This window comes from Clostridium sp. AM34-11AC, from assembly GCF_003435375.1.
GTDB lineage: Bacteria > Bacillota > Clostridia > Lachnospirales > Lachnospiraceae > Pilosibacter > Pilosibacter fragilis.
Genome location: NZ_QWGL01000006.1, coordinates 1,289 through 14,054, shown reverse-complemented (window position 1 = coordinate 14,054; position 12,766 = coordinate 1,289). Strand labels below are relative to the sequence as shown.

18 protein-coding genes are annotated in these 12,766 nt (G+C 45.6%); all 18 read left to right on the top strand.

Annotated features, from left to right (window positions below; all coding sequences use genetic code 11):
- Nucleotides 1-78: 78 nt before the first annotated feature.
- On the top strand, nucleotides 79-246 hold the full coding sequence (locus DW826_RS18205; protein ID WP_002591258.1) for a hypothetical protein: 168 nt from the start codon (nucleotides 79-81) through the stop codon (nucleotides 244-246).
- Complete coding sequence (locus tag DW826_RS05710; RefSeq protein WP_002591259.1) at nucleotides 243-521, top strand: hypothetical protein; 279 nt, start codon at nucleotides 243-245, stop codon at nucleotides 519-521. Before DW826_RS18205 ends, DW826_RS05710 begins: the two co-directional genes overlap by 4 nt.
- 80 nt (nucleotides 522-601) lie before the next feature.
- Complete coding sequence (locus tag DW826_RS05705; RefSeq protein WP_117552281.1) at nucleotides 602-997, top strand: single-stranded DNA-binding protein; 396 nt, start codon at nucleotides 602-604, stop codon at nucleotides 995-997.
- A gap of 20 nt (nucleotides 998-1,017) precedes the next feature.
- Nucleotides 1,018-1,596 carry a hypothetical protein gene (locus DW826_RS05700; protein WP_117552280.1) on the top strand — a complete coding sequence of 193 codons (579 nt, stop codon included), beginning with the start codon at nucleotides 1,018-1,020 and terminating at the stop codon, nucleotides 1,594-1,596.
- Between the two features lie 181 nt (nucleotides 1,597-1,777).
- On the top strand, nucleotides 1,778-2,077 hold the full coding sequence (locus DW826_RS05695; RefSeq protein ID WP_117552279.1) for an HNH endonuclease signature motif containing protein: 300 nt from the start codon (nucleotides 1,778-1,780) through the stop codon (nucleotides 2,075-2,077).
- 105 nt (nucleotides 2,078-2,182) lie between these two features.
- Nucleotides 2,183-2,536, top strand: coding sequence for a hypothetical protein (locus tag DW826_RS05690; protein ID WP_174805388.1), 354 nt, complete (start codon nucleotides 2,183-2,185; stop codon nucleotides 2,534-2,536).
- A 6-nt stretch (nucleotides 2,537-2,542) separates the two neighbouring features.
- Complete coding sequence (locus DW826_RS05685) at nucleotides 2,543-4,198, top strand: terminase large subunit (protein ID WP_009297814.1); 1,656 nt, start codon at nucleotides 2,543-2,545, stop codon at nucleotides 4,196-4,198.
- Nucleotides 4,199-4,215: 17 nt separating this feature from the next.
- Nucleotides 4,216-5,496: a phage portal protein gene (locus tag DW826_RS05680; RefSeq protein ID WP_009297815.1), complete on the top strand. Its 1,281-nt coding sequence runs from the start codon at nucleotides 4,216-4,218 to the stop codon at nucleotides 5,494-5,496.
- Entirely contained in the window at nucleotides 5,486-6,082 is a 597-nt protein-coding gene (locus DW826_RS05675) for an HK97 family phage prohead protease (RefSeq protein ID WP_009297816.1), read from the top strand. Before DW826_RS05680 ends, DW826_RS05675 begins: the two co-directional genes overlap by 11 nt.
- A 28-nt stretch (nucleotides 6,083-6,110) precedes the next feature.
- Nucleotides 6,111-7,343, top strand: coding sequence for a phage major capsid protein (locus DW826_RS05670; RefSeq protein ID WP_009297817.1), 1,233 nt, complete (start codon nucleotides 6,111-6,113; stop codon nucleotides 7,341-7,343).
- Between the two features lie 52 nt (nucleotides 7,344-7,395).
- Nucleotides 7,396-7,776, top strand: a complete 381-nt coding sequence (locus DW826_RS05665; RefSeq protein WP_021904695.1) for a hypothetical protein — start codon at nucleotides 7,396-7,398, stop codon at nucleotides 7,774-7,776.
- A 17-nt stretch (nucleotides 7,777-7,793) separates the two neighbouring features.
- The gene (locus DW826_RS05660) at nucleotides 7,794-8,129 is read left to right on the top strand and encodes a DNA-packaging protein (protein WP_117552278.1); all 336 of its coding nucleotides are present in this window, start codon (nucleotides 7,794-7,796) and stop codon (nucleotides 8,127-8,129) included.
- Nucleotides 8,119-8,457, top strand: a complete 339-nt coding sequence (locus DW826_RS05655) for a hypothetical protein (protein ID WP_227129905.1) — start codon at nucleotides 8,119-8,121, stop codon at nucleotides 8,455-8,457. Before DW826_RS05660 ends, DW826_RS05655 begins: the two co-directional genes overlap by 11 nt.
- Before the next feature lie 2 nt (nucleotides 8,458-8,459).
- A complete protein-coding gene (locus tag DW826_RS05650) occupies nucleotides 8,460-8,891 on the top strand; it encodes a hypothetical protein (protein WP_002591273.1) in 432 nt (143 codons plus the stop codon).
- The gene (locus DW826_RS05645; RefSeq protein ID WP_117552276.1) at nucleotides 8,888-9,214 is read left to right on the top strand and encodes a hypothetical protein; all 327 of its coding nucleotides are present in this window, start codon (nucleotides 8,888-8,890) and stop codon (nucleotides 9,212-9,214) included. The genes DW826_RS05650 and DW826_RS05645 overlap by 4 nt, the downstream gene beginning before the upstream one ends.
- Nucleotides 9,215-9,221: 7 nt before the next feature.
- Nucleotides 9,222-9,785, top strand: a complete 564-nt coding sequence (locus tag DW826_RS05640) for a major tail protein (RefSeq protein ID WP_002591275.1) — start codon at nucleotides 9,222-9,224, stop codon at nucleotides 9,783-9,785.
- 49 nt (nucleotides 9,786-9,834) lie between these two features.
- Nucleotides 9,835-10,239, top strand: coding sequence for a hypothetical protein (locus DW826_RS05635; protein ID WP_117552275.1), 405 nt, complete (start codon nucleotides 9,835-9,837; stop codon nucleotides 10,237-10,239).
- Between the two features lie 205 nt (nucleotides 10,240-10,444).
- The coding region (locus DW826_RS05625; RefSeq protein WP_117552319.1) for a PblA at nucleotides 10,445-12,766 on the top strand (2,322 nt) is incomplete at its 3' end.

Sequence of the window (12,766 nt, the reverse complement as noted above, 5' to 3'; positions counted from 1 at the left end):
CATACTTGCACGTAGAGGCAATTATAAAGCAGCGAGGCGGCAGAAATATTGAGATTAAGCAGGAAAACGGGGTAGTAAATGTTTGAGTATATGGACGGCATAGTAAATGCAGTGGAAGAATTTGGACAGGCAGCAGTAGACATAGCGGTATATATGCTGATATGTGTAGCAAAACTGGCGTTGATAATAACAGCGCCAGTATGGCTGCTGCCGTATAAAATGTGGAGAAAGGGGCGCAAGGAATGAAATACAGACAGTGGAAAAAGAACTACAAGAAAAAGCACGGAGTAAACCCGCCGTTAGAGCTGGACAAGCGAAAACAGCGCAGGCTTGCAAGAAAAATGGCAAGACAGATAAATAAAACATTGCCAACAGCAGCAGAAACATTGACGGCAGCTATTAACAGCTGGGTGCAGAGTATAAAGCCAGCACTGGCGACATTATGCGAGAACGTAGCAGCGGCGTTTAGCAATATGGCAGCGGGATTGAGAGAAGAAAGCGAGGCGGTAGAAAATGACTAATATTTTACTGGGAATTATAGCACTGGAATTGCTGGCTATATTTTCAAAACTGGACAAACTGGAAGAGAGGGGCAGAGAGAATGAATAACGTATCACTTACAGGGCGGCTTACAAGAGAGCCAGAGCTTAGATATGGCGGGCAGGACAATAGCACAGCTATTACCCGCTTTACGCTTGCGGTAGACGACGGGAAAGACACAGATTTTATAAATATTAAGTGTTTCGGACGTACTGCGGAATGGGCGCAGAAATGGTTAAGCAAAGGCAGCAAGGCAGAGGTTACTGGTAAGATTAAAACAGGCAGCTACGAGAGCCAGCGCACGGGCAGCAAGGTATATTACACAGAGGTTGTGGCAAATAGCGTAGGATTTGGAGAGAGCAAAGCAGAGGCAGAGGCGAGAGGGCAGCAGCTGCCGGAGAGTGACGGGTTTATGAATATCCCAGAGGGAGCAGACGAAGAGCTGCCGTTTAATTAACAGAAAGCGAGGTACAGAACATGGAGCAGGAAGAAACAAAGACAACAGCGGCGGCAGGGGTAGAAATGCCGCCAGAGGCTGAAAGCTGGGTACAACTGCATGAAAGCGAATTAACAGAGCTGATGCAGAAACAGGCAAAGGCTGCAATAACGGAACTGAAACGACAGGAAAAGCAGGAGAGGAAGAAAGAGAAATACCACAACACTTTTACGCTTATGAAATGTTACCGTGATATGGCTTTTCATATCGAGAACGCAATAAGCGACGGGCAGCAGTTAGAACTTAAAGGCATGACGGACGAGCAGCAGCGTACATACTTAGAGAGTATCAGACGCACACGCTTTAAGACATTGATAATGACAGCACATATAGACAAGGCGGTAGAAGAGATAGAGCGCCGCAGAGAGGCAGCAGGCAGAGGCGTAGAGTACAAGGCGTTTGAAATGTATTTCATGCAGGGCATGGACTATGCGGAAATTGCAGAGGAACTGGACACAGGAAAGAACACACCGAGGCGCTGGGTAACAGGTATCATAAACGAGCTGTCAGTATTGTTGTGGGGGATTGATGAAGAGCGCACAGCTGGCGTGGTAAAGTAATGGTAAAAACGTGGTGTTTACATGGGAAAACAAAAGAGATACAATGGTAGCATGAAATGAGTAGGCGATAGCTTAAGCCATGTGCGGCAGCAGTTGCCTACTCTTTTTCTATTCATTCTTTAGCCTCCACCCAGCGCATGAAACTTAGGGCGCTGGGGAATGAAGAAAGAGAGGGGACAGTATGAAAGCATGGGCTAAGAGTTTTTATTTATCAGCGGCATGGGAAAAAACCAGAGCCGCTTATTTAATGTCACAAGATTATATTTGTGAACGCTGCGGGCAGCCTGCAAAGATAGTGCATCATAAGCGCTGGATTAACAGAGAGAACATAAACGACATAAGCGTTACGTTGTGCTGGGATAACTTAGAGGCGTTGTGCCAAGACTGCCACAACAAGGAACACCACAAACAGGAGAGGCATAAGCGGTATCGGTTCGACGAGAACGGCGGCATACTCCCCCCATATCAGAAAAATAATTAAAGGGGGCGAATACCGAGGGGGATACCCTAAAATTACCCTACGGGCGTGCGCACGGGTGGTGTAGGGGGTGTGGTGCGGCGCAGGAATGGAAAGCGGGGTAAAGGAATGGCAACAAAGAAAGAGAAAACCAAAGAACAGAGGATAAAGACCGAAAAGACCAGACTTAAGGGAATTTTCAAGGACTTAGACGAAAACAAAAGAAAATTAGTAACGCCGCTGATAGAAAAGGCTGCATTTATGAGCATTGAGCTGGACGACTTGCAGGCGAAACTTGAAAAAGACGGCTGGACGAGTGAGTACCAGAACGGGCAGAACCAGTGGGGAACAAAGAAAAGCCCAGAGGCAGAAACCTACATAGCACTTAGTAAGAACTATGCAGCAGTGATTAAGCAGCTTACGGAATTAGTACCAGCTGCGAAACGAAAGACAAGCAGGCTGGCGGCTTTGCGGGAAGAGTAAGCAATATTGCCGCCTTATCGAAATTATATCTATGAGTACCACGCAAAGATTACAAGCGGCGAAATCATAGCGGGAAAATGGATAAAGAAAATATACGAAATCATTATAAACGGGCTGCAAAAGCAGGAGTATTTTTTTAATGCAAAGGCTGCGAATAAGGCTATACGGTTCATAGAGAACTTTTGCCACCACAGCAAGGGACGTAATGATTTAATCAAGTTGGAGCTATGGCAGAAAGCCATAGTTTCTGTTATTTTTGGCATACAGGACGCAGAAAAAATACGTATTTTCCGTGAAATTTTTATTGTAATTGGCAGAAAAAACGGAAAAAGTTTATTTGCATCTGCGATTATTGCATATATGGCGTACTTAGAGCCGGAGTATGGACAAGAAATATACTGCTTAGCGCCGAAATTAGACCAAGCGGCGCTGGTGTATGACGGATTTTATCAAATGGTACAGGCAGAGGACGAGTTAGCGGAGCTGGCAAAGAAACGGCGCAGCGATATTTATATTGCGGAGAGCAACACGGTAATAAAACCGATTGCTTTTAATGCCAAGAAGTCAGACGGATTTAACCCGCAGCTTGTGGTATGTGATGAAATGGCAGCATGGAGCGGGGACGCTGGACTAAAGCAGTATGAGGTTATGAAATCCGCTTTAGGCGCACGTACTCAACCTATGATATTGAGCATAAGCACTGCCGGATATATCAACGACAGTATTTATGATGAACTAATGAAACGTAGCACAAGTTTCTTGAAAGGAAACAGCAAAGAGCGCAGGCTATTACCATTCCTTTACATGATTGATGATGTGGAGAAGTGGAACGACATAGACGAACTGAAAAAGGCTAACCCTAACATGGGCGTATCCGTAAAGGAAAGTTTCTTTATGGACGAGATAGCCGTAGCAGAGGGCAGCTTAAGTAAAAAAGCAGAGTTCCTTACAAAGTATTGCAATATCAAGCAGAACAGCTCTATTGCATGGCTGGAATATCAGACAGTAGAGAACGCCGGAGTAGAAAAGACCTTAGAGGACTTTAGGGACTGCTACGCAGTGGGCGGTATCGACTTAAGCCAGACAACGGACTTAACGGCAGCCAGTGTGGTTATTCAGAAAGACGGCACACTGTATGCGTTTACGCAGTTCTTTATGCCACGGGGCAGGCTGGAATACTTACAGGCTACGGACGGCGTGCCGTATGACATATTTGTTAAAAAGGGGTTGATAACCTTAAGCGGCGAGAATTACGTAGACTACCACGACGTTTACGACTGGTTTACTATGTTACTGGAAGATTACGGCATACGACCTTTAAAAATCGGCTACGACAGATACAGCGCCCAGTACCTTATTACTGATATGGCAAATTATGGTTTCCACATGGACGACGTTTACCAAGGCGAAAACCTTACACCAGTTATAAGGGAGTTTGAGGGCATCATAAAAGACGGCGATTTTAAGATAGCCGACAACAATTTACTAAAGACACATTTCTTAAATGTTGCGCTTAAGCACAACATGGAAACAAGAAAATTCAGACCTATAAAAATCGAGCAGCGGGCGCATATCGACGGCTTTGTATCTGTCATAGATGCAATGACCGTGCGGCAGAAATACTGGGAAGAGTGCGGCGAGCTGCTTAAAAATGCCGCATAGAAAGGAGAGTAAACGGCATGAAATTTTTAGATTATCTTTTTCATGGTAAAGAGCTGCGATATATCGACAGCTATTTTAAAATGCTGAACGGATACAGCCCGACGTTTACCAGTTATAACGGCGGCGTATATGAAATGGATTTAACCAGAACGGCAGTAAACAGCTTTGCGACACATTGCAGTAAACTTAAGCCGGAGATTGAGGGCAGCGCCCTTAAGTCACTGGAAAAGACACTACAACATAAGCCAAACTATTTTATGGACACAACAAAATTTATTAAGCGTCTGGCAACGTATGTAGCGGTGGAACACACCGCTTTTATTATACCTATCGAGGACGAGTACGGGCGGCTTTGTGGCTGGTATCCATTGAGAGCGCAACGCTGCGAAGTCGTAGAGGCAGCAGGGCAGGTGTATTTACGGTATCTGTTTGCAAATGGCGAGCATGGAGCTATAGAGTTTGAACGTGTAGGCATTATGACAGACTTTGAATACACAGACGACCTTTTCGGAGAGGACAACAGAACACTTAAGCCAACAATGCAGCTGATACATACGCAAAACGAGGGAATTATAAACGCTGTCAAAAATTCTGCAAATATCCGCTTTCTGGCAAAAGTGGCAAATATGTTGAAACCAGAGGATATAAAGAAAGAGCGACAGCGTTTTACCGAGGATAACTTAAGCGCCGACAACGATAGCGGCATGATAATTTATGATAACAAGTTTAGTGAGCTGAAACAGGTAGAGAGCAAACCATACACGCCAAACGCATTGCAGATGCAGAATATACAGGAAAATGTATGCACGCATTTTGGTACAAACATGGATATTTTACAAAATAAATTTGATGAAAATACGTGGAATGCTTACTACGAGGGGAAAATAGAACCGTTTGCAATACAGCTATCGCTTGTTATGACAAATATGAGTTTTACCGAGAGAGAAAGAGCTTGCGGTAATGCTATTTTCTTTTCTGCAAACCGCCTGCAATATGCCAGCAACGCCACAAAGTTAAGTGTAAGCACACAGCTTTTTGACCGTGCGCTATTGAACAGAAACGGCGTTATGGATATATGGAACATGGCACACGTTGAGGACGGGGAAAAGTATTATATCCGCAAAGAGTATACCGAGGTAAGCGAACTGCAAAACAGTAATGGAAAGCCACAGATAATTATACAGCAAGCGCCCATAGCAACAGGGCAGCAGGCAGAGCCGCAGCAGACACCGCCAGCGGCAGCAGGCGAACCAGCAGGCGGGCTGGGAGAGAAAGAGGGTGTAAATAATGCCGATTAAGAAAGAGCGGGAATATAGGGCGCTGGCAGCGCCATTGACAGCGCAGAGTGCAACGAAATTGATACAGACGGAGTATTACGTAGAGGGTTACGCCACTACGTTTGATACGCCGTATTTGCTGTATGAATTTGAGGACGGCACAAAGATTTACGAAAGAATAGACGCACACGCTTTAGACGGTGCAGACATGAGCGACGTTATCATGCAGTACGACCATGAGGGCAGGGTATTTGCAAGACAGTCAAATAAGACACTGATTTTACAGCCGGACTATAAAGGGCTTAAGGTGGCAGCTGATTTAGGCAAGACAGATTTAGCCCGTGGGCTATACCAAGACATAGAGGCGGGCATGATAAATAAAATGTCATGGGCTTTTAGCGTAGCAGAGGAAAGCTACGACAGAGAAACACATACAAGGACGATTTTGAAAATCAAGAAAGTTTATGATGTATCAGCCGTGAGCATTCCAGCAAACGGCGATACTGAAATAAGCGCCCGTGCTTTTGCGAGTAGGAGTTACGAGCAGGAGCGGCAGGAGTTGCTTAAGAGGCGGGCAGCAATACTAAAGATTAGAGCGAGCTTATAAAATCCAAGACCAGAAAGGAAACATAACAATGAGATTAAAAGAAATTGAGGAAAGATTAGCAGCAATTAAAAACGAGCTTACCACAAGAGCAGCGGAGCTGAAAGAGGAAGAAATTACAGCGCTGGAGAATGAGGTAACAGCTTTACAGGAAGAGAGAGCGGCAATTAAGGCAGCAGCAGAAAAGCGTAGCGCACTGCTTGCGAGAATTGCAGCAGGCGAAAGCGTAGGCGACGGAGAGGGAGACGGCAGCGGACAGCAGAGAGTGCTTAGAAATTTCAAGGGAGCAGCTGGCGAGGGCGATAACGACGACAAATACGGCAGCATGGAATACCGCAAAGCATTTATGAAATATGTATGCAGAGGCGAGGCGCTGCCGAAAGAGTACAGAGCAGATGCGGTAAGCAAAAGCACAGACGTAGGCGCAGTTATCCCTACCACAGTGCTTAACCAGATTGTAGAAAAGCTGGAAAGCACAGGTATGATTTTAGCCCTTGTAACCAGAACTGCATACAAGGGCGGCGTTTCTATCCCCGTATCTACTGTAAAGCCTACTGCAACATGGGTAAATGAGGGAGCAGGCAGCGACAAGCAGAAAAAGAATATTGCAAAAGACGGAATGATTACTTTTGCATACCATAAGTTGCGCTGTGCAGTAGCCGTATCTCTGGAAGTAGATACAATGGCAATCAGCGCTTTTGAAACACTGCTTATTAACAATATTGTTGAGGCAATGACAAAAGCGTTAGAGCAGGCAATCATTGACGGAAACGGAACAGGAAAACCGAAAGGAATTTTAGCAGAGACACCAGCCGACGGGCAGACAATCGAGAGCGCCGCACCGTCTTACAGTGATTTGATTAAGGCAGAGGGTGCTTTACCTATGGCTTATGAAAATGGCGCTGTGTGGTGCATGAGTAAAAAGACCTTTATGGAGTATGTAGGCATGACAGATAAGAACGGGCAGCCTATCGCAAAAGTGAACTATGGAACATCTGGAAAGCCGGAGAGAACGCTTTTAGGCAGAACAGTTGTACTCTGCGATTACGTAGCAAGCTACAGCGCAGCACTTGCGAAAGATACAATTTTTGCATTCCTTTTCAATTTCAAGGACTACGTGCTTAATACAAACTACTCTATGGGCGTAAAGAAGTATGAGGACAACGACACAGACGACCAGATTACAAAGGGCATTATGCTTGTAGACGGCAAGGTAGTAGACAAAAACAGCCTTGTAGTTGTAAAGAAAATCGAGGCAGTGTAATTAACAAGGCAGCTGGTGTATAAACACTGGCTGCCAGAAAGCGAGGTAGACCATGAAAGGGTATTTAGACGCTAAAGAACTGGAAAGCTACAAGAAAGAAGATTTACAGGAACTGGCAAAGCAGCTGGGTGTAGATGCAGAGGGAACAAAGAAAGAAATTGCTACACGCTGCGCAGCGGTTGAGGTAGACATACCGGACGAAAGCGAGCTTACAGAAGAGGATAAAAGAGCAGCGGAAGAGGCGGCAGCAGAGGCAGCAGCTAAAGCCGAAGAGGAAGAGGCAGCCACAGAGCTTGTAAAAGTAAAAGCACAGCGCCGTTTCCTTGACAAGGAATTAAACCAGATTAAGGATACTGGGGACGAATACGCAGTAAGCAGAGAACGTGCAGCAGTTCTGGAAGAGGCAGGCGTAGCAGCAGTAATAGAAGAGTAAGAAAGAGGGTGCAGGCTATGGCAGCAGATACCACAACATTAACCGAGAAAATGCGGGCGGCGCTGCGTATCAGCAGCACCAGTGAGAAAATCACAGAGGAAATAAACGACTGTATAGCCGCCTGCAAAGCTGATATGAAAAACGACGGCGTAAAAGTGATAAAAGAGACAGACGGGTTGATTATCAGAGCAATTACACTGTATTGCAAGGCAGAGTTTGGTTTTAACAATGCTGCGGAACAATTTAGAAAGTTATACGACGCACTTAAAATGCGCTTATCTTTATCAGCAGAATACAACACAGCGCCGCAAGTGTCCGAAACGGACACCAACAGCACAGAAAGTGGGGTGTAAAGCGGTGGAGTGGCTGGACGAATTAACACTTATTGCAGAAACAACAGCAGAAAACAGGGTAAATAAAAACGGCTTTGCAGTAAAGCCGGAAGAAAGCACCCGCACTGTATTCTGTAACAAAAAATCAGTAGGGTACAGTGAATATTTTAAGAGCCAGCAGACAGGAAAATTGGTAGAGGCAAAGTACGAGGTACACAAGGCAGATTATGGCGGCGAGGACGTAGTAGAAGTAAACGGGCGGCGCTATTTTGTACTTAAGACCTACGATACAGGAACAGACACCATAGAGCTTACGCTTACAGATTTACGCCACAGAAACGAGGTGTAAGCATGGGAGAGTTTAACACAGTCGGGCTGGAAGATATTATAGACGCTTTCAGCCGGAGAGAGGCGGCTACAGTTGAGGCAGTCCCCAAAATGCTTAAAGCTGGTGCTGATGTGCTGATAGAGGCACAGAGAGCAGAGGCACAGGCAATGGGACTGAATGAAACGGGCGGTTTTATCAATTCCATAAAAGCTACGGACGTAAAGGGCGACGATACGGAGAAATACGTAGAGATATACCCACAGGGACGGGCAAAGCATGGAAACGACAGAAAAGGAGATAAAAGCAAGGTGCGCTATGCAACAATCGGCTTTGTGGCAGAGTACGGCACAAGTAGCCACGCTGCACGCCCTTATATGACAGTGGCAAACGAAAAGGCGCACGAAAAGGTGGTAGAGGCACAGCGCAGTATATGGGAGAGTGAAACAGGCGAATGAGTATACAGGAGATTTTAGAAAGCGCAGGGTTGCCAGCCCAGAGAGGCGTTTACACTGGACGGGATAAGCCAGACGCATATTATACGTTTCTGCGGCTGCTGGGTACGCCTGCGGTAAATGCAGACGACGAAGAGAAAGAGCGCAGGGAAATGTATAGAGTTACGCTTTTCCATAAGGGCGATTTTGAGGCGCAGCTTGATAAGACAAAAGAGGTATTGAAAGAAGCAGGCGTTTATATCAACAGCATAGACGCAGAAAGCTACGAAACAGAAACGGGGTACTGGTTAGTGCCTATCACAGTCGAGATTTTGAAAGAGGAGTGATTAAACAATGACACTGGGACTGAAAGATTTATATTACGCCGTATGCACAGAGGCAGACGGAGCAGAGAGCTACGGGACACCTAAGAAAATGGCAGAGGCAATGAGCGCTGATTTATCCGTAAAGACAGCAGACGGCAGCTTGTATGCAGACGACACATTAAGCGAGAGCGTCACGGAGTTTGCAAGCGGAACGCTTAAGCTGGGAATTAAAGACCTTACGCCGGAAGTGCTGGCAGAGCTGCTGGGGCAGGCAGTAGATAAGAACAGCGTAGTATGGGCGGGAAAAGAGGACGAGCCGCCGTATGTTGCTGTAGGGTTCAGAGCTAAGAAAACGGGTGGTAAATACCGTTACGTATGGCTGCTTAAAGCAAAATTTAAAGTACCGTCTGAAAAGTACGAAACAAAGGGCGAGAGTATCAAGTTTAACACGCCGGACATTGAGGCATCTTTTACAACAAGAAAGAAAGATAACTTGTGGAAAGCAGACTTTGTGGGAACAGAGGAAAGCGCAGCGGCTAAAACGTGGTTTACAGCAGTGCCGGAAAAGGCAGCAGCAATGGAAAGTGTATAAAACAGGAAAGGAGAGAGGCGTAGCATGGGCTGCGCCTTAATTTTATATCATGGGAGCATTAAAGAGCGGGGCTTTTCCCGTAGAGCTGAACGGCAAAGAATATGGTTTACTTTTTTCGCTGAACGCATTAGACGAAGTGCAGGAAAAGTTTGGGGGCTACGACAAATTAAGTGAGGTATTCAATAAAGATAACCCAAACCTTTTTAAAGATACAAGGTGGTTACTTACGCTGCTTATTAACGAGGCACTTTTAGCAGAGGACGAAAACGCCCAGCTGCTTGAAGAGAAGAGGGTAGGCAGACTGATACACGCAGGAAATTTGCAGGAAGTACAGAACGCTATTTTTAAATCGTTCTACAGAGGAACTGCGGGAGACAACAGCGACACAGAGAACGAAAACGACGGAGAAGAAACAACAGAAGAGGGAAACAGGACAGCCGTGCAGGAAAATTAGATACTGCACGGCTTTTGTATATTGCAGTAGTGCTTTTGAGATACAGGGAACGTGAGGCGTGGAGAAAAACACCATACCAGATAACGACACTGTTTAAATATCACAAGGAATATAACCCGCACATTTTCCGACAGGAACAGGCGGGAACACCAGCAGCTACAGAAAACATGGACGATATAGACATAGCGTTAGGGGGCTTTTGATTATGGCAGATAAGACGCAGAACGTCAAAACAAGGTTAAGTTTTGACGGAGAGGCAGAGTATAAAGCAGCCTGCAAGGAAATTAACAGCACCCTTAAAGTGCTTAATTCTGAAATGAAACTTGTAACGGCTGAATATAAGGACAATGCAAGCAGCGTAGATGCGCTGAAAGCAAAGCAGGCGGTACTACAGAAAACATACGACGAGCAGGCAAAAAAGGTAAAAGAAACCGAGGCGGCCTTAGAAAAATGTCGCAAAGCAACAGGAGACAATAGCGAAGAAAGTAAAAAACTTGAAACCCAGTTAAATTACCAGAAAGCAGCGCTTGTAAAGACAGAGCAGGAATTAGGCAAAACGACTGACGAAATGGAAAAAGCAGAAAAAGCCGCTGACGAAATGGGAAAGGAAATAAAAGACAGCGGGGAACAGGCAGACGACGCAAAGGGGAAATTTTCTGGATTTACAAGCGTGCTAAGCGGAATGGGTACAGCGCTTAAAGCAGCAGCAGCGGCGACGGCGGCAGCAGTTGCGGGAGCGGCAACAGCCATAGGAGCGCTTACCACAAAAGCGATAGAGGGATACGCAGCACAGGAACAGCTTGTAGGCGGTGTAGAAACTCTTTTCAAAACGTCGTCTGATACGGTTGTTGGTTATGCAAACGACGCATATAAAACAGCCGGAATGTCTGCAAATGAGTACATGGAAACAGTTACCAGCTTTTCAGCGTCGCTGCTTGCCAGTATGAATAATGACACGGCAGCGGCAGCAGAAAAGGCAAACGTGGCAATTACGGATATGTCAGACAATGCAAATAAAATGGGTACTGATATATCGCTTATACAGAACGCCTATAACGGTTTTGCAAAGCAGAATTATACCATGCTGGATAACTTAAAACTGGGATATGGCGGTACAAAAGAGGAAATGCAGCGACTGCTTGATGATGCAAGCAAGCTATCCGGCATTAAGTATGATATTTCATCATATTCAGACGTTGTAGACGCTATTCACGTCGTACAGACGGAAATGGGCATAACAGGGACAACGGCAAAAGAGGCAAGTACAACAATAGAGGGTTCGGTTAGTTCTATGAGTTCAGCGTGGGACAACTGGGTAGCTGGAATGGCAGACAGCGAGGCGAATTTCTCACAGCTTACAAGCAATCTGGTAGACAGTATTGTAACAGTGGTAGGGAATATAGCACCGAGGGTAATAGAAACAGTGCCGAGGCTGGTAAGCGGACTGGGAGAAATCGTAGAGCAGCTTGCAACGTATATACCACAGGTTATACAGGAGTTATTACCGCCTTTAATGAGCGGCGTACAGGACTTGCTTAATACGCTGGTTGGAATGCTGCCGGAAATGATAAGCATAATCGGGCAGATTATACCGACAATCATAGATACGCTGCTTACTATATTACCGCAGCTTTTAGAGGCAGGCGTACAGATTATTACGGAATTGGCGCAAGGTATCGCACAAGCATTACCTACATTGCTGCCAACAATCGTAACGGTGGTTACGAACATTGTAACCATGCTGATAGAAAATATACCGTTGCTGATTACAGCAGCATTACAGCTGCTTACGGGGCTGGCACAGGGGCTGGTAGCAGCGCTGCCTGTACTGATTGAGGCACTGCCGGAAATCATAACGGCTATCATAAATGCACTGGTTGAGGGCATACCGCTTATTATTGAAAGTGCGGGCGATATTATAGTTGCATTGATTGACGGCATCATAGATGCAATACCGCTTTTAATCGCAGCCATACCGCAGATTATAGCAGCCATTGTAACAGGACTGATTACGGGGCTGCCTAAGATTTTGACGGCGGCAGGCAAGCTGGTAACGACAATCATAAATAAAATAAAAGAGCTACCTACTCTGATACCGCAGGCAATCGCTGCGGGCGTTGAGAAAATAGCAGAGTGGGGCGCAAATATGCAGGAAAAAGGCGGCACAGTTATAACAGGTTTTGTAACGAAAGTTATAGATATTGTTAAGGAGCTGCCGCAGAAAATCTGGAACAGTATAGTAAGCGCAGTAACCAGAGTGGCTACGTGGGGCGCAAATATGCAGACCAAAGCCAAAGAAGTAATGAACACAATGCTTACGAACATTGTAACGATTGTGAAAGAAACGCCTGCTAAAATCTGGAACAGTATAGTAAGCGCAGTAACCAGAGTGGCTACGTGGGGTAACAATATGCTTACGAAAGCCAAAGAGGTAATGAACGCCATGGTAACAGGCGTTATTACGATTGTTAAGGAACTGCCGCAGAAAATCTGTGTTGTGGTCAAGCTTTTTTGTAACACTTGTGGC